The organism is Pseudomonas sp. UV AK001 (assembly GCF_046097675.1).
Taxonomy (GTDB): Bacteria; Pseudomonadota; Gammaproteobacteria; order Pseudomonadales; family Pseudomonadaceae; genus Aquipseudomonas; species Aquipseudomonas kribbensis.
This window is the reverse complement of record NZ_JBJUVZ010000001.1, coordinates 1691903-1716714: the sequence shown is the minus strand read 5'-3', so window position 1 is coordinate 1716714 and position 24812 is coordinate 1691903. Positions and strand designations below refer to the sequence as shown.

At 63.4% G+C, this 24812-nt stretch carries 7 protein-coding genes; 5 read left to right on the top strand and 2 right to left on the bottom strand.

Features of this window, described 5'->3' with window-relative positions; translation table 11 throughout:
- Window positions 1-56 precede the first annotated feature (56 nt).
- Complete coding sequence (locus tag ACKLNA_RS07765; protein ID WP_408985494.1) at window positions 57-473, bottom strand: organic hydroperoxide resistance protein; 417 nt, start codon at window positions 471-473, stop codon at window positions 57-59.
- A gap of 21 nt (window positions 474-494) precedes the next feature.
- The gene (locus ACKLNA_RS07760) at window positions 495-920 is read right to left on the bottom strand and encodes a hypothetical protein (protein WP_408985493.1); all 426 of its coding nucleotides are present in this window, start codon (window positions 918-920) and stop codon (window positions 495-497) included.
- A gap of 815 nt (window positions 921-1735) precedes the next feature.
- Between ACKLNA_RS07760 and ACKLNA_RS07755 the strand changes: the two genes are divergently transcribed.
- Genes ACKLNA_RS07755 through ACKLNA_RS07735 form a run of 5 tightly spaced genes read left to right on the top strand, consistent with a single transcriptional unit; the run spans window position 1736 to window position 24810 of the window.
- Window positions 1736-10735: an amino acid adenylation domain-containing protein gene (locus ACKLNA_RS07755; protein WP_408985492.1), complete on the top strand. Its 9000-nt coding sequence runs from the start codon at window positions 1736-1738 to the stop codon at window positions 10733-10735.
- A complete protein-coding gene (locus ACKLNA_RS07750) occupies window positions 10732-14844 on the top strand; it encodes an amino acid adenylation domain-containing protein (RefSeq protein WP_408985491.1) in 4113 nt (1370 codons plus the stop codon). Before ACKLNA_RS07755 ends, ACKLNA_RS07750 begins: the two co-directional genes overlap by 4 nt.
- A complete protein-coding gene (locus tag ACKLNA_RS07745; RefSeq protein WP_408985490.1) occupies window positions 14841-23936 on the top strand; it encodes an amino acid adenylation domain-containing protein in 9096 nt (3031 codons plus the stop codon). The genes ACKLNA_RS07750 and ACKLNA_RS07745 overlap by 4 nt, the downstream gene beginning before the upstream one ends.
- On the top strand, window positions 23933-24607 hold the full coding sequence (locus ACKLNA_RS07740; RefSeq protein ID WP_408985489.1) for a hypothetical protein: 675 nt from the start codon (window positions 23933-23935) through the stop codon (window positions 24605-24607). The genes ACKLNA_RS07745 and ACKLNA_RS07740 overlap by 4 nt, the downstream gene beginning before the upstream one ends.
- The gene (locus tag ACKLNA_RS07735; protein ID WP_119429213.1) at window positions 24604-24810 is read left to right on the top strand and encodes an MbtH family NRPS accessory protein; all 207 of its coding nucleotides are present in this window, start codon (window positions 24604-24606) and stop codon (window positions 24808-24810) included. The genes ACKLNA_RS07740 and ACKLNA_RS07735 overlap by 4 nt, the downstream gene beginning before the upstream one ends.
- Window positions 24811-24812: the final 2 nt, after the last annotated feature.

Here is a 24812-nt window from a genome sequence, read left to right as displayed (position 1 = left end):
GGGCAGGCGTGTTTTGCGTGTCGACGTTTGACCGTTCGGGAGCGGCAGATGGGGGATCAGGCGAGGGTGATGCTGACGTTGATGTTGCTGCGCGTGGCTTTGGAGTAGGGGCAATTCTGGTGCGCCGCTTCGATCAGCTGGCGTGCCACTTCCGGTTCGATTTCCGGCAAAGACACGGCCAGGCGGGCCTGCAGGAAGAACCCGTGTTCTGCGTGTACGAGGTCAACCTGAGCCTCCACCCCGGCGTTTGCCGGGAAGCCGATCCTGCGAGCGTTGCAGGCGTGGCGCAGGGAACCCAGAAAACAAGCCGACCAGCACACCGCGAACAACTGCTCGGGATTGGTTCCCGTCCCCGGTGCGCCCGGTGGAGAGAGCCTGAGATCAAGTCGACCATCGTGACTGCGTGCGGTCCCCTCACGGCCTCCCGTGGTGCGGGTCTGTGCGGTGTAGAGCGTTTTTTCGATGTTGATCATGGGCATTCCCTGGTGAAGATTTCACTGCGTCGAAAGATCGATGCAGGCTGAGCGTGGGGTATCGTGACGTTCTGCGGCAGACGCACTCGCTAGCGGCCGGGGGTGGTCCGGCGCTGTGATGCCCCGATGGCCCAGGTTGTCGAGCAACGTGGATCGTGCAATTTCGATGAGCCATGCCCGAAACGGAAAGCCGGGGTCATGCCGGGCCTGCTCGAGATAAAGGGTCTTGAAGGCTTGCTGGACGAGGCGGCCGGTGTCCTCGCGACTGATCCTTCCGGCCTGTACCTGGCCTTCGAAATAGGCGATGAGCAACGGTGTCACCGTCGCGAACAGTTGCTGGGATTCAGCCCTGTCATGCCTGACGGCGCCCGTGACCAAAGCATACAGCTCGTCGTTGCCGAGTCGGTCAGCCTCGCACAGGCAATGTTGGCGATAACCTTCAGCCATGATCGGATCCCTCGCAAAACCATCGTTCGACCGACCGCGACAACCCATGATGTCTGCAGGTTGCCTGACGCTCAGCGGTGAGCGTCAATCCTGCCCCCGGGACCTGATCGACTGCCAGTTATGCGTTGTTAGCGCTTGTTAGCGATGCCTGAAGGCTGTGTTTGAAGTGACGACTGCCTGGCTGTCAGGCCGGGGTCTTTGCGTGGTTTTCCGGCAGTGGATGCCTGAAGGACGAGCAGGTTTGCGCGGGCGCATTTATGACAACCCGGTCGCTTGGCCATCATTCCGATGGCGTAGGAAACCCCCGATATTTATTTCGCACTTTTCCTACATTTTGTTTGCCTCTCCAGCAAAAAACGTGGTTATTATCCGGCGGCGCTTCGGGTCACAAACCCGGCGCCAGAAGATTGCCGTGCGTCTACAGACCCGGCAGTCGCAGCCGATCGGGACCACCCTGGCGCTGTCACCCACCGCGCAGGTTGTTCCTCGTCGTTGACCCTCAAATGGAAGTCGAGGTTTCAATTGATCACGCGGTTTGCAATCGACGATGCAATGAGCAGGGCGACGGATGTCGTCAACGATTCTGTCATCTCCCCAGCTGCCTGCGCGGACCGCGCCGCGGTGTTCTTCGCCAGCCTTTCTCCCCCCGGTTTCCTGTGTGTGCCTGCGTGCGACGCGAGTCTGCATGCGCGTGCCGCGCCATCTTCCTGAATTCGAATGACCGAACCGGTATCTGATACCGGGGCCTGACTGGCGGGGCGCGTGCTGTCTCTGCCTGATCACAAAAATAATGCAGTCATGGACGGTAGCCTCCGATGCTCGACAACACTTCCTTGCGTGGGACGAATCCCGCGCAGCCCGACGTTTCATCCTCGATTCCGTTCGACACCGATCTGTGTGTGCACGGTCTGTTCGAAGCGCAGGTGCTGCGCAACCCCGAGGCCATTGCCGTACGCTGGCAGGAAGAGGCGATCAGTTACCGCGATCTCAATATCCGGGCTAATCGACTGGCCCATCACCTGCGCAGCCTCGGGGTCGGGCCGGACGTGCGGGTGGGGATTTGTCTTGAGCGTTCGCTGGAAATGCTGGTGGGTGTGCTCGCGGTGCTCAAGGCCGGAGGTGCCTATGTGCCGCTGGACCCGGCGTATCCGCAGGCGCGGCTGGCGCACATGCTGGCCGACAGCGCGCCGCCGGTAGTGCTGACCCACGGTCAGGCGCGGCATGTCCTGATGACTGCGCTCGAACAATCGACCACGGTGCTCGATCTGGGCGATTCAATGCATTGGTCTTCACAGTCACCCGAGAATCCTGATCCCCACACAACAGGCCTGACACCCCGACACCTGGCCTACGTGATCTACACCTCGGGTTCGACCGGCACCCCGAAAGGCGTAATGGTCGAGCATCGAGGGCTGATCGCCGTGAGCGCCGCCTGGGCGCAACTCTATGCCTTGGGCGAGCCGATCAAACACCTGCAAATGGCCGGTTTTTCCTTCGACGTGTTCAGCGCCGACCTGATTCGTGCGCTGGGGTTTGGCGGCACGCTGGTGCTGTGCCCCCGGGACACCTTGATGGACCCGCCGGCCCTGTATCGCTTGATGCGCGAAGCGCAGATCGGTTTTGCCGACTTCGTGCCGGCGCTGCTCAATCCGCTGCTGGCCTGGGCCGAAGAGACCGGCCATGACTTGTCGTTCCTGCGCACCGTGGTCTGCGGCTCGGACATCTGGACCGCCCACAGCGCACGGCAATTGCGCAGGCTTTGCGGTGAGCGAGTGCAGATCGTCCAGGCCTATGGCGTGACCGAAGCGAGCATCGACAGCACCTGTTTCGAGTTCACCCAAAGCCGTCAGATCGACGCGGTGTTGCCCATCGGCCGGGCACTGCCCAATTCCCGGATTTACCTGATTGATGAGCAAGGCTTGCCCGTTGCCGAGGGTGTCGCGGGCGAGTTGTACATCGGTGGCTTCGGCGTGGCGCGGGGTTATCTGAACCTGCCGCAACTCACTGCCGAGCGTTTCATCGACAACCCGTTCGTGGCGGGTGAACGCCTTTACCGAACCGGAGATCTGGCGCGTTATCGGGCCGACGGCCAATTGGAATTCCTCGGCCGCAACGACTTCCAGGCCAAGTTGCGCGGTCTGCGTCTGGAACTGGGGGAAATAGAAACCCGGCTGGCGGACATTGCAGGCGTGCTTGAAAGCGTGGTGTTGCTGCGCCAGGACGGCCTCGGTGAACCTCGACTGGTCGCGTATTACTGCGAAAAACCGGGCACAACGCTGAGCCCGCGTTCCCTGCGTGAACAGCTGAAAATCAGCCTGCCGGATTACATGGTGCCGACTGCATTCGTGCGTCTGGATGCGTTGCCGCTGACCGCCAATGGCAAGGTCGATCGGCCCGGTTTGCCAGCGCCGGACGTTGAGGCATTCGATCAGCAGGAATATCAGGCGCCGCAGGGGTCTTTGGAAACCGCGCTCGCCGCTATCTGGGCCGAAGTGCTCGGCGTCGAGCGGGTCGGGCGTGAAGATCAGTTCTTTGCTCTCGGCGGTCACTCGTTGCTGGTGATGCGTGTGCTGGCGCAGGTTCGCCATACGCTGGGGCTGGAAGTCGCGCCTTCGACGCTGTTTACCGCGCCCGTTCTGAAACTGTTCGCCGAACGGCTGCAAGCCAGTCAGGCGGAGGCTCGTCCAGCCATCACGGCCCTTGAACGCTCGGGCGCGCAAACGTTGTCGTCTGCCCAGCAGCGCCTGTGGTTTCTGGCACAAATGGAGGGTGGCAACGCGGCGTATCACATGCCGCTTAACCTGCGTTTGCGCGGTTTGCTGGACGTAGCGGCGCTCGAACGCAGCTTTAATCAACTTGTGGCGCGCCATGACGCGCTGCGCACCACCTTCATTGCCGTTGAAGGGGAAGGGCGGCAGCAGGTTTCACCGCCTGCCCACAGCCTTCGACTGACCGTAACCGATCTGCAAGGGCCCGATGCTCAAGAGCGTCTCACCCGGTTGATCGACGAGGAGGGCGCCAGACCGTTCGACCTGAGCCGTGGCCCGCTGATGCGCGTAAGTCTGGTGCGGTTGGCGCCGGACGACCATGTGCTGATGCTGACCCAGCACCACATCATCTCCGATGGCTGGTCGATGGGCGTGCTCACTCGTGAGCTGGGGCAACTCTACGAAGCCGCACTACAGGATCGCGGCGATCCGCTGCCGCCGTTGCCCGTGCAGTACGTGGATTACGCCGTGTGGCAGAAACAATGGCTGACCGGTGAAGTGCTGGAGCAGCAGAGCCGTTACTGGCGCGAAACCCTTACCGGCGCCCCGGTGCTGCTGGAGTTGCCGACGGATCACAAGCGTCCGCCCGTGCAGGATTACCTCGGTGGCTTTGTCCCGCTGGTCTTCGACGAAGCCTTGACCACGCGCCTGAAAGCCCTGGGCATGCAACAAGGCACCACGCTGTTCATGACCTTGCTGGCCGGTTTTTCGCTGCTGCTGTCGCGCCTGTCGGGGCAGGATGATGTGGTGATCGGCGTGCCATCGGCCAACCGTCCGCAGCAGGAGCTGGAAGGGCTGATCGGTTTCTTCGTCAACACCCTGGCCCTGCGCATGACCCGATCGGGTACGCCTTCAGTAGCGCAATGGCTGCAACAGGCGCGCCGGGTCGCGCTGGAGGCTCAGGAGCATCAGGACCTGCCATTCGAGCAAGTGGTGGAGTTGCTCAACCCGCCGCGCAGTCTGGCCCACAGTCCGCTATTCCAGGTGCTGTTTGCCTGGGAGCAGGATCAGGATTCCGATCTGCTGCTGACCGGGCTCGACGTCACACCGGTCGAAAGCAGTCATCACGTGGCCAAGTTCGATCTGCAACTGGCGCTCCATGAGCGCGACGGGCAGATCGTCGGTGGTCTGGAATACGCCTCGGGTCTGTTCGAACGCAGCACCGTCGAGCAGTTCGGCGAGTACCTGCGCCGGGTGCTGATGCAGATGGTCGAGGACAGCGAACAGTCGCTGGCGGGGATCAAGCTACTGAGCGCCGAGCAACATCAGCAAATTGTTCACGACTGGAACCGCACCGCGCGGGATACCACGTCGCTGCCCGGTTGTGTGGCGCGATTCGAAACCCAGGCTCGGCAAAGCCCCGAAGCCGTGGCGCTGCTCGCCGACCGTGAGCAACTGAGCTACGGCGAACTGAATCGCGCGGCCAACCGTCTCGCGCATTACCTGATCGAACAGGGCGTCGGCCCCGAACATCGCGTCGGCCTGTGCCTGGAACGCTCGCCGCAAATGGTCATCGGCCTGCTGGCAATCCTCAAGGCCGGCGCGGCGTACGTGCCGTTCGACCCGGCTTATCCGAGTGAGCGTCTGGCGTTCATGTTCAGCGATGCCGCGCCGACCATGCTGCTGACGCAATCGAGCCTGATGGCCGGGCTGCCGGCCAACGAGGCGCAGATCTGCTGCCTGGACACTGACGCATCGCAATGGGCACAACACCCGACGGATGATCCGCAAGTCAATGTGAGCCCGGAAAATCTTGGCTACGTGCTCTACACCTCCGGCTCCACCGGGCGACCTAAAGGCGTCGCCCACAACCGTCGTGCGCTGGACAACCTGATTAACTGGCAACTCGATCAAGCCACGGCACCTCAGCGCGTGCTGCAATTCGCCTCGCTGAACTTCGACGTTTCGTTCCAGGAAATCTGCAGCACCCTCTGCCAGGGCGGCAGTCTGCTGCTGATGACCGAAGACAGCCGCAAGGACCTCGCCGCGCTGCGCCCGACTCTGGTGGCCGAAGGCGTGCAACGCGCCTTTCTGCCGTTCGCCGTGTTGCAGCAACTCGCCGGCCTGACCGAAGCCGATGCACCGATGCCGGCCGGCGGTTGCGAAATCATCACCGCCGGTGAAGCCCTGCAAATCAATGACGAGCTGCGCGGTTTTGTCCGTGGGTTGGGCGGCGCGCAGTTGCACAACCAGTACGGGCCGACGGAAACCCATGTGGTCAGCCAGTTCAGCCTTGACTGCAACGAGGCCGAATCGTGGCCGGACGCGCCGCCCATTGGCCGTCCCATCGCTAATGCGCGGCTCTACGTGCTGGACGAGCATCTGAATCCGGTGCCGATCGGCGTGGCGGGCGAGTTGTACATAGCCGGCGCGTGCCTGGCCCGGGGTTACCTGAACCGCCCGGACCTGACCGCCGAACGCTTCCTGCCGGACCCGTTCAACGACGAGCCGGGCGCGCGGATGTACCGCAGCGGTGACCTCGCGAAGTTCCAGGCCGACGGCAACGTGCTGTACCTGGGACGCATCGACCAACAGGTGAAGCTGCGCGGTTTCCGCATCGAACTCGGCGAGATCGACAGCCTGTTGCAGCAGCAACCTGGCGTGCAGGAAGCCGCCGTGCTGTTGCGCGAAGACGTGGCCGGGGACAAGCGTCTGGTGGCCTATGTGGTCGGCTCCGCGAGCAGTGAATTCCTGCGTGCCGAACTGCAACGCCAGTTGCCCGAACACATGATCCCGAGTGCCTGGGTCCGGCTTTCGCAACTGCCGCTGACCCGCAACGGCAAGCTCGACCGACAGGCGCTGCCGGCACCGGAACGCAGCGCCGGGGCGACCTACGAGGCGCCACGCAACGACATCGAACGGCAAATGGCCGAGATCTGGGCCGAAGTGCTCAAGTGCGAGCGGGTCGGCATCCACGACAACTTCTTCGACCTCGGCGGTCATTCGCTGCTGGCGACGCGGATGATCTACGCGATCAACCAGCGCATGGGCGCGCAACTGTCCCTGAGCAGCCTGTTTCAGACCCCGGTGTTGAGGGATCTGGCGGCGCAGGTTACGCGTGAAGAGCAGAGCGTTGAACCGGCGTTCATCCAGATCGATCCGGATCGCGGTAACCGGCATGAACCCTTCCCGCTGACCGATATTCAGCAGGCCTACTGGTTCGGTCGCGAGGCCACGGTCAGCCTCGGCGGTGTCAGTGCCCACGGCTACGAAGAACTGCGCATTCCCGGGTTCGACGCCGAGCGTTTCGAGCAAGCCTTGAACCGCATGATCCTGCGCCACGACATGCTGCGCGTGGTGTTTCTCAGCGACGGCACGCAACAGGTGCTGGCGCAGGTGCCGACCTACCGCATGCCCCGCAGCGACCTGCGCGGTTTACCCGCCGAAGAGGCGCAGCGCACGCTGGAGGCGACCCGCGAGCGCCAGTCCCATCAGGTGCTGGACGCCAGTCGCTGGCCGCTGTTCGAGTTCAGCCTGTCGCTTCTTGATGACGGCATTACCCATCTGCATATCAGCCTCGACGCGCTGATCGTCGACGCCGCGAGCACGCAGATTCTCGCCCGCGAACTCATGGCGTTCTACGTCGATCCGGCGCTGGAACTGGCGGAACCAGGCCTGACTTTCCGCGACTACGTGCTGGCCGAACAACAGCTGCGCAACGGTCGCCGCTACGAGCAGGCGCTGGGCTACTGGCGCGAGCGGGTGACCACTCTGGCCCCGGCGCCGGACCTGCCGCTGGTGCGCCAACCCGAGAGCATCGTCAACCCGCACTTCACCCGCCGCGACCGCGACATGTCGGCGGCGCAGTGGGCGCAACTCAAAGCCGTGGCCAAGCAGTTTGCGGTGACGCCGTCGGTGATGCTCCTGACAGCCTTCAGCGAAGTGTTGGCGCTGTGGAGCCGCACCCCGCGTTTCACCCTGAGCCTGCCGCTGTTCAACCGTATGCCGCTGCACCCGGATGTCGACGAAATCATTGGCGACTTCACCTCGCTGGTGCTGCTGGAAGTCGGCATCGACGGGGCGCAGAGCTTCACCGACAAGGCCCGCGCCGTGCAGGCGCAACTGTGGCGCGACATCGACCATTCGGTGGTCAGCGGCGTACGGGTGCTGCGCGAGTTGTCTCAGGCCCGGGGCGTGCAGCAGACGGCGATGCCGATCGTGTTCAACAGCACGCTGTCGGAAGCGGCGCCGGAACTGGCCGAATTCAACCTGGCCGACGCATTGAACGCCAAACACATGCACAGCATCACCCAGACCCCGCAGGTGTGGCTCGACCACACGTTGCTGGAGCTGGAAGGACGCCTGTTGTTCAACTGGGACAGCATCGACGAACTGTTCCCGCAAGGCATGATCGAGCAGATGTTCGTCGCCTATAACACGTTGCTCGACAGCCTCTGCGAACCGGCAGCCTGGGGCGCCAACACGCCACAACTGCTGCCGCAAGCGCGATTGCCGGCACCGGTCGACAATCAGCAAACACTGCCGTTGATGCACGAACTGTTCGAGCGTCAGGCCCTCGCCTCGCCGGATGCAATGGCGGTGATCGGCACGCGGCAGCTGACGTACGCCCAGCTTCGCTTTGAGGCCCGGCAACTCGGCGCCCGCCTGCAAGCGCAGGGCGTGCTGCCGAACCGGTTGGTGGCGGTGGTGATGGAGCGCGGCTGGGAGCAAGTGGTGGCAACGTTGGCGATTCTGTACGCCGGCGGCGCCTACCTGCCCATCGAACCGACTCAGCCAGCGGAACGGCTGCGGCATATTCTGGAGCGGGCCGAGGCGAGTCTGGCCCTGACCCAACCGGTGCTGCTCGACAAAATCGAATGGCCGGCACAGGTCACGCCCATTGCCGTGACCGATGCAGTCTCAAACGACGCATTGCCCCTGCAACCGGTGCAGATCAACGAAAGCGACCTCGCTTACGTGATCTACACCTCCGGCTCCACCGGCCAGCCGAAAGGCGTGGTGATCGACCATCGCGGTGCGGTCAACACCTTGCTCGACATCAACCGCCGTTTTGCCGTGGGCCCGAACGACCGCGTATTGGCGATCTCCTCGCTGAGTTTCGACCTGTCGGTCTATGACTTCTTCGGCACACTGGCCGTGGGTGCGGCGGTGGTCATCCTTGATCCGCAACTGACCCTCGATCCGGCGCACTGGCTTGAATTGATCAAGCGTCATCAGGTCAGCCTGTGGAACTCGGTGCCGGCGCTGCTCGGCATGCTGGTCGAGTACGTGGAGGGCGAGGGCGACGCGTTGCCTGCCAGCCTGCGGGTGGCGATGTTGTCCGGCGACTGGATTCCGTTGACCCTGCCCGAGCGGGCCTGGGCGTTGCAGCCGGACTTGCAGTTGATCAGCCTGGGCGGCGCCACCGAAGCGTCGATCTGGTCGATCTATTATCCGGTGAAGCACGTCGATCCGGCCTGGCGCAGCATTCCCTACGGCAAGGCCCTCGATCATCAGCGCTTCTACGTGCTGGACGAAGCCCTGCAAGTGCGCCCGACCTGGGTCGCGGGGCAGCTTTACATCGGCGGCATCGGTCTGGCCAAGGGTTACTGGCGTGACGAGAAACTCAGCGCGGGCAGTTTTTTCGACCATCCACTGACTGGCGAACGGCTGTACCGCACCGGCGACCTGGGGCGCTTGCTGCCCGACGGCAATATCGAATTCCTCGGCCGCGAAGACAATCAGGTCAAGGTCCAGGGCTATCGCATCGAGCTGGGCGAGATCGAAGCCGCGCTCAATCGCCATCCCGGCGTGCAGAGCGCGGTGGTGCGGATTCTTGGCAGCACGCTGGGTGAGAAACGTCTGGCGGGTTATGTGCTCAAGGCCGATCCGGCGTTGCAGGCCAGTGACTTCACCGACTACCTGACGGACAAGCTACCGGCGTACATGATTCCGTCGTCGTTCACCTTCGTCGAAGCCTGGCCGTTGTCCTCCAACGGCAAGGTCGACAAGAAGCGCCTGCCGGAACCCGAGCAAATCGAGGAACAAGGCCCGGCGCTGGAAGTCGAGGGCCCGCAGGAACAGCGGCTGGTGGAAATCGTGCAGGGCGTGCTCAAGCGCGAATCCATTGCCGCCAATGCCAACCTGCTGAATCTCGGTGCGACCTCGATCGATATCGTCAGGATCAGCAACGCCTTGTCCGGCGCCTTGCAGTTCCGCCCGCATGTGGCGCAACTGCTGGCCCAGCCGACGTTGCTGCATCTGCTCGGCATGTACCGCCAGAACCGGGCCCGTCAGGAATTGCTCGGCAACGTCCAGCAGACGCCGGAGACCCCGCAGGACATCATCGAAGATCCGCAGCAGCGGGCGCAGTTCAAGGCTGAGCAACGCGGTCGCCGTGCCTTCGCTCAAGCCTTGCCGGAGGTGGCACTGGACTTGCCGCAAGACCCGGCGTTCGCCCGGCGTTTGAGTGATTACCGCTCGGTGCGCCAGTTCGGCGCGCAGCCGATTGCCACTCAAGCTTTCGCGCACTTGTTGGCGGCACTGGCCCAGGGGCAGCTCGACGGTGAAGTGAAATACCAGTTCCCTTCGGCGGGCGGGTTGTACCCGATTCAGGCTTATCTCTACATCAAACCGGATCGCGTGCTCGGCGTACCCGGTGGCGCGTATTACTACGATCCTCGCCAGCATCGCTTGCTGGCGCTCCAGAGCGGGCTGCTCGACCCGGACACCTACGACTATTTCGTCAATCGCCCGGTGTACGAAAACGCCGCGTTCTCGCTGTTTTTCATTGCCGACATGGCCGCGATCCGCCCGCTGTATGGCGAGCGCAGTCGTGACTTCTGCCATATCGAAAGCGGCGCCATGGCCCAGTTGCTGAGCATGACCGCCGTCGAACACGGCCTGGGCCTGTGCGGCATCGGCTCGGTCGAGGAGCAGCAACTGACGGCGCTGTTCGACCTCGGGCCGAGTCATGAATTGATCTACTCGATGATCGGCGGCCTGCGCACGGCCGATGAACAACACCGCGCGCCGGTCGAGGCGTTTGCCATCGAGCCTGTGACCGCAAGCCTGGACGACGAAGACATGGAGGAGTTCGAAGTATGAATGCCGATCAATTGCTGGCGTTGTTCGCTCGGCATGGCGTGGTGCTCGAGGTGGACGGTGACAGGCTGCGTTGCAAGGCGCCGCGGGGGTTTCTCACCGAAGAACTGACCCAGGCGCTCAAGCTCCACAAGCAGGAACTGATTGCCTTGCTCGGCGGCCAGGATGACACGGCGATTCCCCGGCGCGCCGACGGGAAAACGGACTGGCCGTTGTCATTCTCGCAACGACAGTTGTGGTTTCTCGATCAACTGGAACCCGGCAACCCGTTCTACAACGTGCCCACGGCGGTGACGCTGAAGGGGCGACTGGACGTGGCGCTGCTGGAGCGGGCACTGAATGAACTGGTTGCCCGCCACGAAGTCTTGCGCACGACGTTCTGCAGTGTGGATGGCGAGCCGCGTCAGGTGGTGCATCCGTCGATGCCGCTGTCGTTGTCGGTGACGGATCTGCGCCAGCTATCTGCCGATGAGCGGGAGCAGCAAGTGCGATTCGCCGTCGAACAGGACGCCCGGGCACCGTTCGATCTGGCCACCGGGCCATTGCTGCGCGCGTCTTTGTTGCGTTTGGCGGACGACGAATACCTGTGGCTGTACAGCGTGCATCACATCATCGCCGACGGTTGGTCGATGGGCGTGATCCTGCAGGAAGTCGCGACGCTCTACGGCGATTATCTGCGCGGCGAAACCTCGACTCTCGCGCCGTTGCCGGTGCAATACGCCGATTACGCCTGCTGGCAGCAACAGCGCGTCGGCGGTGCGGCGCTGGATGCTCAGCTCGATTACTGGCGTCGCACCCTGGACGACGCGCCGCTCTTGTCGACTCTGCCCGCCGACCGGCCGCGCCCGTTGGTGCAGCGTTATGTCGGCGCCACTTTCAGCTCCTCCGTCGATGGCGGCACGTTGCGCGAACTCACGGCGCTGGCCTGGCAGACTCAGGGCACGCTGTTCAACGTGCTGCTCGGTGCTTTGGCGGTGTTGCTGTGGCGCCACAGCGGTCAGCAGGATCTGTGCATCGGCACGCCGTTCGCCAACCGCAATCGCCCGGAGGTCGAGCCGCTGATCGGCCATTTCGTCAACACGCTGGTGCTGCGTCAGCGCCTGAATCCGCAGCAGACCTTCGCCGAACTGCTGCGCGATGTGCGTGGCCAGATGCTCGACGTCCACGCTCATCAGGACGTGCCGTTCGACCGCGTGGTCGAAGCCGTCAACCCGCAGCGCGATCCGGGACATTCGCCGCTGTTCCAGGTGATGCTGGTGCTGCAGAACACCCCCGGCAGCGGCGTACAGATGCCCGAACTGGAACTGACGCCGTATGGCACCAGCAGCGCCACGGCCAAGTTTGACCTGGCGTTTGAATGGGTCGAGCGGGAAGGGCGGCTGGACCTGTTGGTGGAGTACAACACCGACCTCTATGACGTCGCCACCATCGAACGCCTGAGCGGGCGTTACCGTCATCTACTTGAGCAGATCGCCGTCGACGCCAAGCAACCGATCAATGCCTTGCCGTTGATGAACGAGGCCGAGCGTCAGCAGGTGCTGGTCGACTTCAACCGCACAATGCCGCTGACGCAACCGGCGCAATGCGTGCATCAGTTGGTCGAAACTCAGGCCGCGAGTAACCCTCAGGCCTGCGCGGTGGTGTTTGAAGGGGAGTCACTGAACTACACCGAACTCAATGCCCGGGCCAACCGACTGGCGCGGCACTTGCGCACGCTGGGCGTCGGCCCGGACGTGCGCGTGGCGGTGTGCATCGAGCGTTCGCTGGAACTGCCGGTGGCGTTGCTGGCAGTGCTCAAGGCCGGTGGCGCCTATGTGCCGCTGGACCCGGATTACCCGCTGGGACGCCTGAGCCACATGCTCGGCGACAGCACGCCGGCAGTGCTGCTGACCCTCGGCTCGGCGCACGGGATTTTGCGTCAGGCCATACAAGGTTCGACCTGGGAAGCGCCAATCCTTGACCTCGAAAAAGATGCCGCGAGCTGGGCATTGTTGCCGGCGGACAATCTCGACCCACGCAATGTCGGCGTCACCCCTGACCATCTCGCCTACGTGATCTACACCTCCGGCACCACCGGATTGCCAAAGGGTGCAATGGTCGCTCACCGAGGCCTGAGCAACCTGCTGCTGTGGTGTTTGCAGGTCTGCGGTGAAGCGGGGGCGATGTTGCACAAGATCCCGTTCGGTTTCGATGCCTCGGCGTGGGAGACATTCTGGCCGCTGGCAACCGGCGGGCGTCTGATCATTGCGAAGCCCGGCGGGCATTACGAACCAGCGTATCTGGCGCGTGAGGTGCGCGAGCAGCAGGTCACGGCGCTGGTGTTCGTGCCGGCGATGTTGCAGCTGTTTCTGGAAGTCGAAGAGGTCAGCCTGTGCACTTCGCTGACCGATGTGTTCAGCGGCGGCGGTGAACTCCCGCCAGCCCTGGCCCGGCGTTTTCAGGAGCGTCTGCCCAATGCGCGGCTGCACAACGTCTACGGCCCGACCGAAACCACGGTGATCAACAGCATCTGGACCCTTGAGCCCGGCGCCGAAGTACCGGCCCGGCAACTGCCGATCGGCCGGCCGATTTCCAACAACCGTTTTTACGTGCTCGATGACCGCGATGAGCCGGTGCCGGTGGGTGTCACCGGGCAATTGCACATTGGCGGCGTCGGCGTGGCCCGGGGGTATCTGGGGCTGGCGCAGCTCAGTGCCGAGCGCTTTATCGACAATCCGTTCGTGGCAGGTGATCGCCTCTATCGCAGCGGCGATCTGGCGCGCTATCGACCGGATGGCCAACTGGAGTTTCTCGGGCGCAACGACTTCCAGGTCAAGTTGCGCGGTGTGCGTCTGGAGCTGGGCGAGATCGAAACCCGGCTCGAAGCGTTTCCCGGCATTCGCAGCGCCGTGGTGCTGATGGTCGGCGAAGCGGCGCAGGATCAGCGACTGGTGGCCTGTTGTGTGGTCGCCGAGTCGATGGATGACGCGGCGGTGCAGGCCCATCTGGCGACGACGCTGCCCCGTGCGGTCGTCCCCGGCAGTTATCTGTGGCTCGACGCCTTGCCCCTGACGGCCAATGGCAAGGTCGACCGTGCCGCGCTGACGGCGTTGGCGAATGAGGAAATGGTCAATCGTCAGGTCAACCTGAGCAGCCCGCGCGACCACATAGAACTGACGCTGTATCAAATCTGGAAACGTCTGCTGCTGGTGCCGCAGATCGGCATCCGCGACAACTTCTTCAACGTCGGCGGCACCTCCATCGCCGCGATCAAGATGGCCCATGAAATCAGCCAGGTGTTCGCGGTTGAGATGCCGGTGCGCGTGGTACTCAGTTATCCGACCATCGAAGCGCTGGGCGGCTGGCTGCGGGTCGGGGCGAACCCGGCGGTGGCGCAGGGCAATCTGATCGAATTCCGCCGTGGCGCGGGGCAGAGCAATGTGGTGTGCATTCACCCGGCGGGCGGTACGGCGTTCTGTTATCTGTCACTGGCCAAGGTGTTGCCGGATGAGGCTGGTGTTTACGGCGTGCAATCGCCGGGGCTGAATCCAGGGGAGAGCACCGAGCCGACGGTCGAAGCGATGGCCGAAGCGTATCTGCGATTGATCGAACCGCTGACGACGCAACCGCTGATTCTCACCGGGCTGTCGTTCGGCGGTCTGGTGGCTTATGAAATGGCGCGGTTGCTGACGGCGGCCGGGCATCGTCGGGTGACCGTGGTGTTGCTCGATACCCAAGGCAGCGATGATCCGGGTTTCCGCGAGCAGATCGGCACCGTGGACATGGCCGAGTTCCGCGACAAACTGGTGCGCTTCAACGGCATGTACCCCGGCATTGAAGATGCCCAGGTCGAGCGCTATTTCCACATTTACAACCATAACCGAATGGCCATGGCCTCCTATGAATGTGCGCCGCGCGCCGGGCGTGTGGTGCTGATTCAGGCGCGGGAAGACTTCAGCCGTCATCAGTTGCATGAACTGCGCGGGTTCTGGCGTCGTCGCGCGGGTAGCGGCTATCTGGCGAAACTGGTCAGCGGCGGGCACTGGGACATGCTCGAAAGTGCGGAAATCCATCGGGTCTCGCAGATCATCCGTCAGGAGCTGCAACGCTTCGCCGCGCAGGAGGCGAAATGATGAGCGCATCCAATGACCTGACGTTGCTCGCGCGCTTTGCCGGGCAAGTGCAGCGCAATCCGCAAGCCCCGGCCGTCATCGACGGCTCGGTAACCCTGACTTACGCCGAACTGGCCAGCGCCAGCGAGCGCATCGCCCGAGGGTTGCTGGCACGCGGTGTCGGGCCCGGCCAGTCGCTGGCGTTGTGCATGCCACGTTGCTGGCAATGGCTGGCGGCGATTCTCGGCGCATTGAAAATCGGCGCCGTGGTTGTGCCGCTGGACCGTGCCAGTCCGCTCAAGCGCCGGGAGTTGATGCTGGCGGATGCAGCGTGCGTGGGGCTGATTACCCTGGACGAAGAGCCACTGATGTCGTCCTCACTGTGGCAAGTCAGTGTCGAGGCGTTGCTCGATCAACCGGACGTTCCGCCGCAAGCGCTGACCGCAGAAGTCGCCGAGGTGATGTTCCTGTTCTACACCTCGGGCACCACCGGCATTCCGAAAGCCGTGGAAGTCGGCGAGCGTGGTCTGTTGCGTCTGGCGCACACCGCCGGCTATATCGAAATTCGTCCGGCGGACCGCTTCGCCTGCCTGTCCAACCCGGCGTTCGACGCATGCAGTTTCGAGCTGTGGGCACCGCTGCTCAACGGCGGTTGCTGCGTGATGATCGCCGACGAAGACGTGCTGGATGCCCGGCGGCTGGCCGAGGTGCTGGAGCGGACGCAGGTCGACAACCTGTTCATGACGGTGTCGTTGTTCAACACCTTGATTGCCGAGTGGCCGTCGTGCTTTGCCAGCGCTCGTCAGGTGCTGATCGGCGGCGAGCAGATCAGCGCCGCAGCCGTTCGTGCATGGTATCGGGCCAACCCTGAGAGCCAGTGCCGGATTCATAACGTCTACGGCCCTACCGAATGCACCACGTTCGCCCTGTGCTGGCCGATCAGCCGCGACTTTACCGGTGACCTGGCGCCCATTGGCCGGGCGCTGCCGGATACTGGCGTGCAGGTGCTGGACGAGCAGCAACAGCCGGTGCCCGTGGGAGAGGTGGGCGAACTGTATTTGAGTGGCAGCGGCGTCGCCCGTGGCTACCGCAACCGGCCCGAAGAAACGGCCCGCCAGTTCGTGCGGTTGCCCGACCTCGACGGTGGCGCGCACGTCCATTACCGCACCGGTGATCTGGTGCGCTGCAATGCCGAAGGTTTGATCGAGTGCCTGGGGCGGGTTGACCGTCAGGTGAAGATTCGCGGCTTCCGCATCGAGCCGGGGGAGGTGGAGCAACGGATCCTGGAGCATCCGGGCGTGGCGCAGGTGTACGTCTGCACCCGGCGTCAGGCGGCGGAAGATCATCAGTTGCTGGCGTTCATCGTTCCGCGCGGGGAGCTGGACTATCACGCGTTCGAAGCCCATTTGCGGGCGCAACTGGCGCCGTACATGCGACCGCATCAGTTGTTCCTGCTGGAGCGTCTGCCGCTGACGGCCAATGGCAAGATCGATCGCGACAGCTTGCTGGGGCAACCGCTGAATCCGTGGTATCCAGCTTCAGTGGCCATGGAAAACGACAATTCTTCGCCACTGCTGGACTGGTTGCTGAGTCAGGCCCGTTCGCTGCTCGGCCAACCGGGCCTGAGTGCGCAGGATGACTGGCTGGGCAGCGGCGGCGATTCGCTCAAGGCCATGCGTCTGCGTTCGGCAATTCGTAACCGTTGGCAGCGCGAGATCCCCCTCGATACTCTGCTCAACGAGTCTTTCTCATCATTGGCCGGGCAACTGCTGGGTGAGCGTTGCGATTCGATCTATCCACCTGCGCCCGGGATCAGTCGCGCCGCACGCTTGCCGGCCACCGCCGAACAGCGCCGTTTGTGGTTGTTGCAGCAACGTTCGCCGACCTCGACCGCTTACAGCGTGCCGCTGATTCTGCATTTGGCGGCAGGTGTCAGGGTCGCGGCGCTGGGCGAGGCCGTGGACCGTCTGGTGAAGCGCCATCCCGGTTTGCGCACGGCATTCGCATCGGGTGCCGAGGGTCTTGATCAGGTGATTGCCGAGCAAGGTTCGGCCTGCCGCACCTTTGCCGTCGGGCACTTTACAGAAGACAACTGGCAGGCCTTCGCGGAACTGGTGTTCGCCACGCCGTTCGACCTGTTCACGCCGAACCTGTTTCAGGCGTGGCTGTTGCCGTTCGCCGATGGCAGCGTCCGGCTGCTGCTGAATCTGCATCACATCATCGTCGATGGCTGGTCGGTGAACCTGCTGTTCGACGGCCTGAAGCAGCTCTACAGCGACGCCGTTCAAGGTCACGAAAGCCCTGAATCGACAGCCCATCTGACGACACTGGAGTTTGGCCAGTGGCAGCGCCAGTGGGGCGTCGATCCGCATTATCGCGACCACCGTCGCGCACTGGCCGAGTTGCATCGTCGGCAGGAAGAACCGTCGCCCGCACTGATGCCAATGCGCGAAATCAGCGCGGACGCCCGGTTGCATCGAGAACCCTTGGGCACCGTGCGCAGCGCCGCCCTCGAACGGTTCTGCACGCAACAGCGACTGACCCGTTTCGAAGTGCTGTTCAGTGTCTTCGCCTGGAGTCTTTACGCCTTGACCGGGTGCGAGCGGCCCCGGATCGCCAGCCCGGTGGCCAACCGGCCACTGGCGGAGTTCGAGGACAGCGTCGGCATGTTCGCCAACACCGTGCTGATTCCCGCCGCCTTAAACCACACGGTGACCCTGAGCGAGCAGCTACATCAACAGACCGCCACCGTGCGCGAGGTACTGGCGCTGCAGGACGTGGCGCTGGCGGATCTGGTCGAAGACCTGCGGCTGTCCTCGAGTATCGCGCTGTTCGATTTCATGTTCGTGCTGGAAAACACTGATTACGCGGCGCTGGCTGACTCCAGCCTGCGCGCGACCCTTGAGTTCAACGAACACCTGCACGCCAAGTGTCCGCTGACTTTGTTGATGGTGGGCAGCGGTTCGCAGCTGGAGTGCTGGTGGGAATTTCAGTGCAGCTATTTCGATGCCGGGCAGATTAGCGCGGCGAACGCGTTGTTCCGCCGTGGTCTGGACCTGTTGCTGGAAAGCCCGGCGGCGACGCTCGACAGTCTGCTGGGCCCTTATCGACACACTCTGGCCCCGGCCAGTGAGGGGCCGAAGGGCGAGCTGCCGTTCAACACCCTTGCGGACTGGTTCGAGCATCAGGTGCATTGCACGCCGGAGGCGGTTGCGCTGGTGCAAGGTCAGCGCCAACTCACTTATAGCGAGCTGAATGGACTGGCCGACGCTCTGGCTGGTGACTTGGTCGAGCGCCATCCGTTGCCGATTCGGAATGCGCCGCTGCATGTGGTGCTGTTTCTCGACGCCTCGGTCGAGCACATCGTCGCGCTGCTGGCCCTGGCCAAACTCAATCTGACCGCCGTACCGCTGGATCCCGCTTATCCGGTGGCGATCCAGCGTCAGGTGCTGGAGCAGGCTCAGCCGCATTGTGTGCTGTTCAGCGACACGACGACGGCCGCGCTCGATGACCTCAATGCCGGACGATTCGCCGTGCACCGGGTCGATCTGCACGTCGATGCCGAAGCGTTCAAGCGCCCACGTCACGCCGGCGAGCGACCGCTGTACACGCTGTTCACCTCCGGCTCGACCGGCACGCCCAAAGGTGTGCAAGTGTCGGAACGAACCCTGTGCAACCTGCTGCAATGGCAGCGCAGCGAAGGGCAGTTGCCGGCAAAAGTGGTGACCCTGCAGTTCTCGATGCTGTCGTTCGATGTGTCGTTTCAGGAGATTTTCAGCACCCTGTGCGGGGGCGGCTGCTATCACCTGATCACGCCGCGCTGGCGGCAGGATGCCGAGGCGTTGCTGGGTTACATGGTCGAGGCGCGGATCGAACGGTTGTTTCTGCCGTACGTGGCGCTGCAGCATCTGGCGCAAACCGCTGTGGCTCGGGGAATCTACCCGTCGGCATTGCGCGAAGTGATCACCGCCGGGGAGCAGCTGCTCTGCACGGACGCGCTGCGCAACTGGTTCGGCGGGATGCCGCAGGCTTCGTTGTTCAATCACTATGGCCCGACCGAAACCCACGTGATCAGTGCCTTGCGTCTGCCTCCGCAGCCCCGTGAATGGCCGTTGCGTGCACCGATCGGTCACGCCGTCGGCAATGCCCGTCTGCTGTTGGTGGATGAATACGACCGTCCGGTTCCGAACGGTTGTCGTGGCTATCTACTGGTGGCGGGGCCGATGGTTGCTCGATGCTATCTGGCTGATGCTGATCTGAATGCCAAGCGGTTTGTAGAGCTGCCAGAGGGCCGCTTGTTCTATCGCACCGGCGATCTGGCGTGGGCCGATGCCCAAGGCTGTCTGCATTATTTGGGACGTGACGACCAGCAGATCAAACTCAGCGGTCATCGTCTGGAGCTGGGGCAGATCGAAGCGGCGCTGATGCAGGTGCCGGAAGTGGTCAACGCGGTGGTGGCGGTTCAGAGCGATCCGCCGCGCCTGATCGCATGGCTGCAACTCGACGGCGAGCCTGCGACGTCGCAACAGCTGGATCGTCAGGTCGCGCAACGTCTGCCGGCCCATGTGCGGATCGATGAGTATCGGCGGATCGACGTCTGGCCACGCACCCCAAGCGGCAAGATCGATCGCAAGGCCTTGCCGAATGTGGGCGAGGCGCTGGAGCGTCGCAGCACGCCACATCCGGTTGTGCAATTGACCGCGCTGGAGCGGCAACTGAGCGAACTGTTCCGGGATGTGATCGGCCGTGACATCGAGCCGGATCAGACCTTCTTCGAGGCCGGTGCCACCAGCCTCGGCCTGATGCGTTTGCATGGTCGTTACGCCGAAGCGCTGCCGCACAAGGTGACGATGGCCGACCTGTTCGAACACGTCACGATTCGGCGTCTGGCGGCGCATCTGTCGACGGCTTCGGTGGCAGCAGTGGAGCGTGTCCGGCAAACCGATGCAGGTCATCAGCCGATGGCAATCATCGGCATGTCGGTCAATGTGGCCGGGGCGCAGAACCTGTCCGAGTTCTGGGCGATGGTGCAGGGGAATGAGCTGGGCATCGAACACTTTGATGCGAGCGAAGTTCTGGTCGGCGCCCGCAGCCAACTGGCCGGCATGCTCGATTTTGATCCCGAATACTTCGGCATCAGCCGCCAGGAAGCGCGCCTGATGGATCCGCAACAGCGGCACCTGCTGATGGGCTGTGTGCAGGCCTTGCAACACGCAGCCATCGTTCCGTCGGCGGACGGTCCGCGTATCGGCCTGATCGCCAGTTGCGGCGAAACCACCTACTTCCAGCAGCTGCTGCGTGAGACTGCTGAAGGCGATCTGCCGGACGGCTTCCAGATGGCACTGCATCACGACAAGGACTTTCTGGCGACCAAAGCCGCCTATCACCTGGACCTCAACGGCCCGGCCCTGAGCGTGCAGGCGGCGTGCGGCAGCTCGCTGATCGCCGTGCACCTAGCCAGTTCGATGCTGCGTCAGGGCGACAGTGACGTGATGCTGGCCGCCGGCGTGCTGATCGACCCGACCTTGACCGATGGCTACCGTCATCGCTCGCAGCACATCTTCTCCGCCGATGGCCTGTGCCGTCCGTTCAGCGACGACGCCAGCGGCACCATCGGCGCCAGCGGTTATGGCGTGGTGGTGCTCAAGCCGTTGGCCAGGGCGCGGGCGGATGGTGACCGGATCTACGCGTTGCTCGAAGGCTCTGCACTGAACAACGATGGCCGGGCCAAGATGAGTTACACCGCGCCGTCGGTGGCCGGACAAAGCGCGGTCATCAGCGATGCCTTGAATCGTGCCGGACTGACGGGCGCGGACATCGGCTACATCGAAGCCCATGGCACCGGCACTTTGCTGGGGGATCCGATCGAGGTCGCGGCATTGACCAAGGCCTTCGGCGAGGCGCCGCCCGACAGTTGCGCGCTGGCCTCGGTGAAAAGCCAGATCGGTCATCTGGGTGCGGCAGCGGGGGTGGTCGGGCTGATTCGCGCCAGTCTGGCAGTGTTCCATGGCGTGTTGCCGCCGAACCTCGGGTTTGGCCGGATCAATCCGCAAATCGATCTGGAGCATTCGCCGTTCTACGTGCCCACCACGTCCCGGCCGTGGCCGGAAGGGCGGCGGCGACTGGCGGGTGTCAGCAGTTTCGGGATCGGTGGCACCAACGCTCATGTGATTGTCGGCGCCGCACCCAAGACGCAGGACGTGACCGAGGAAACGCTGCCACTGCTGATGATCTCGGCTCACAGCCGAGCGGAACTGCTGCGCGATATCGCGGTGATCCGCGAACACCTGCAAACGCATCCAGAGCAGCACACCGCATTGCTCCGGCACTTGCAGTCAGGTCGCCGGCAACTGCGCTGGCGCTTCGGGATGGTCTGCCAACCGGGTGACGAAATTCCCTTGCAGCCGACAACGATCAAGGAAATCACCACGTCGGGTGCACAACTGATCGCCCGTGATCATTCAGCGCAGGTATTGCTGGAGGCCTGGTACGAAGGCGCTCATATCCAGTGGCCGCAGCGCTCGGCACCGCCGCCCTGGGATTTGCAGCCGTCGTCTTTTGATCTCCAGACCTATCGCTTTCAACCCGCTGGCGAAATCGTTGCCCCCGTTTCGGCCGGCATCGAGCGGCAACCTCTGGCGCAGTGGTTTCATCAGCGGCAGTGGGTGCGCGTCCAGCGCCTGAACACAAAGGTCATGAGCGCCGCACGAGAAACGCTGATCCTTTGCAGCCATGAAACACCCGGCGCGGCATTGCTGGAAAATCTGCGAACGGTTTATCGACGCGTGGTTCAAGTCCGCACCGGCAATGGTTTCAAGCCTCTCGGCACAGATCGTTTCGAACTGGATCCGCTGGACACCGAAGCCCTGAATCGTCTGCTCACCGAGGTCACAGAACCTGAACCCGGCGAACTCGACTGGCTGCACACCTTGCCGCTGGCGGTGTCAGGGGCGGTCAACGAGCAATCGCTGGATCTGGCGCAGTGGGCCTGTCTGGACACGGTCAGTGCGTTGATGCAGGCCTGGGGGCAAACCATGCGCACGACACGACTGCGGTTGTGGCTGATGTCGTGGCAGGCGTGCCCGGTGGATGGCGAGGTTCGGCGTCCCGAGTTGGGGGCACTGGCCGGGATCAGCGAAGTGGTGCCCCAGGAATACCCGGTGCGTTGCCACTGGCTGGACTGGCCGTCGCCGCACCTTGATGCGCAGGCCGCAGAGCTGGCGGCGCTGCTCGGTGATCCGGCGACGTTGCCTCGGCGGATGGCGGTGCGCGACGGTTACCTGTGGCAGCCACGGTTGATCGCTCAGCCATTGCCGGGCCCGACCACGACTTCCAGCCTGCTGCCGGAAGATGGCACGTTTCTGGTGCTGGGCGGCACTGGCGGGATTGGTCGAACCCTTTGCGAACATCTGTTGCAAGCGCCCGGGCGGCGTGTGGTGTTGCTCTCGCGTCAGGGGCAGTTGCCTGCAAATCTCGCAGCTTATTCGCCGCGAATCGATTGCCTTCAGGCGGACATCGCCGATCTGTCACGCTGGCCGCAGGTACTCGATCATCTGGCCCGACGTTACGGTCAACTGACCGGGTTGATTCATGCGGCGGGTGTCGGTGCAGGCAGTCTGATTCGCCACCGTGACACCCGGCAGATGGCCGAGGCGATGGCCGCCAAGACTCGCGGCATGCTGGCGGTCGAAAGCCTGATCGAACAGCTTTCGCCGGGCTTCGTCCTGTACTGCTCGTCGATGTCGGCACTGTTCGGCGGCGCGGGTCATCTGGATTATTCGGCAGCCAGCGGCGTGCTCGACGGCTTCGTGCATTACCGTCCGGACACGACCAATGCTTGCCTGCGCCTGGGGATCAACTGGGACATCTGGCGCGACATCGGCATGGCCACGACCAGCAATGGCGGGGATGCTGCGCATCAAGAGCATCTGACGGTCGGCTTGTCGGCTGAAGAGGGGTGTCGGGTGTTCAATCTGGCGATGGCGGCGCAGTTGCCGCAATTGCTGGTTTCCACCACCGGTATCGACACGGCGCGGCGTTTCTATCCGGTTCGCCATGGCGCCGTTGTCGCGCAGGTCGAAATGCCCAAGGGTGTGGATCTTTCCGAGCGCCTGCGTGAATGCCTGTGCAAATGGCTCGGCGTGGCTGAGCTGGAGGATGACGATTCGCTGTACGACCTGGGCGCGGATTCGCTGACCTTGCTGGACCTGATCGATGAACTGCAAGCGGCCACCGGCGAGGTGTTCCAGCTGTCGCAGTTCAGCCACAAAGTCAGCCTGAGCGAGGTGTTGGGGCTGGTGGCAGATTCCACGGCAGAGGCTTCAGATGACGCGTCGCACAGCTGGAGCGACGCGGTGCGGATCGACCAATGGCATGCCGGTGCCGGTCGCGAATGGCTGTATTTGATCCATCCGGTGGGCGGTGATGTTCAGGCCTACCGGGAACTGGTTTCGACACTGCCGACGGATCTGGGTGTCTGCGTGATTGCGGACCCTGCGTTGCGTGTGCCGGCGCTGGCGAACATCAGCATTGTCGAGCGGGCCCGGTGGTATCTGCAGACGATCAAGGCCCACCTCCCGGACGGTTGCGCCTGGCGCCTGGCGGGTTGGTCGTTCGGGGCCTGGGTAGCGCAGGCGCTGTGTCAGCAGGCCCACGTTGACGGCTTCCGACAACCTCGGTTGTACCTGATCGATCCACCCGCGCCGGATGCCGGTGCGGAACTGGCCAGCATCGACGAGCAGACCATCGAACAGGTGTTCCAGCGTGAGTTCGCCCAGCGCTGGCCCGACGTCGAAGGGCAGGGGATGTCCGAGGAACGTCAGGCTTATCTGCAACGGCTGACGGTGTGCTGCCGCAATAACATGGCCAGCATGGTCGACTTCCGGCCTCCAGCGCTGAGCAACACACAGGTGCAGATGTTTATCGCCGGGCACGCCAACCCTTATGGGCTGGGCAACGCCTGGAACATGAATGACCTGCAACGCAACTGGCAGGCCTTGCTGCCGCAGCTGCAGAGCTGGCAACGGCTCGACACCGACCACTACGGCATCGTCGCGGGCCCTTGGGCGCGGATGCTCGCTGAGGTCATCGGTATGGAGGGGCCGTCGAGATGAATGAGCCGATCTTGATGCCTCGCTGGTGGCTGACGTTGATGCAGGTGCTGTGTGAAGACCAGCCCGAAGTCCTGCGTCAGCGGATTCACGGGTTCGAGGACACGCAGTCGCTTCGTCCGATTCATCGTTGGCAAGCCGATGTTGTCGTGCCGATGTTGTGCGAGGCATTGCCGAAGCACCGGTCAGCGCTGCTTGCCTTGCAAAGCCTGCATCAACGGGCGGCCCTTGGTTTGTCCGGGCGTCAGGGCGAGTGGCGGGCCACGCTCAAACCGGTGTTGCTGGCGCTGTATCGACGGGCCTATGCCTATGACGCGGCGTACGCCCAGGCCCATGCCAGTGCGATGACTTACGGCCTCGCGCCGAGCAACACCGCGATGATCGCCGAGCACTTCGGCGATGCCGAGGCGTTCGCGGTGTATTACGCGCAACTGAATACCGAGGCCAGCGCCTCGGCGTTCGCTCAGGCCCATGCCACCGCCAATGTTGAAATCTCGTCCCGAGCCTTCGCGGCTGACGACGCGGATGCGTATGCGCAGGTTTGCGCAGCGTCGGCGCGGGTTTACGTCTGGGCCTGTGCCCAGACCGACGAACAACGGCGTGTGCTGTTCAACCATCTTGCAGAAGGGCTGGTCCGGCACCTGCAGTCCCATCCAACAGGAGAAACGACATGAATGACGCGCAGCAGCAATTCGATGTGGTGATCAACGCTCAGGGTCAGTATTCCCTGTGGCCGGCGGGCAAGCCGATGGCCAGCGGCTGGAATGCGGCCGGGATGCGCGGTGAACGTCAGGTCTGTTTGGATTACATCAATGAGCACTGGATCGACATGCGCCCGCGTTCTCTGCGCGAGCAGTCATCGGTGTCGTTCCAATAAAA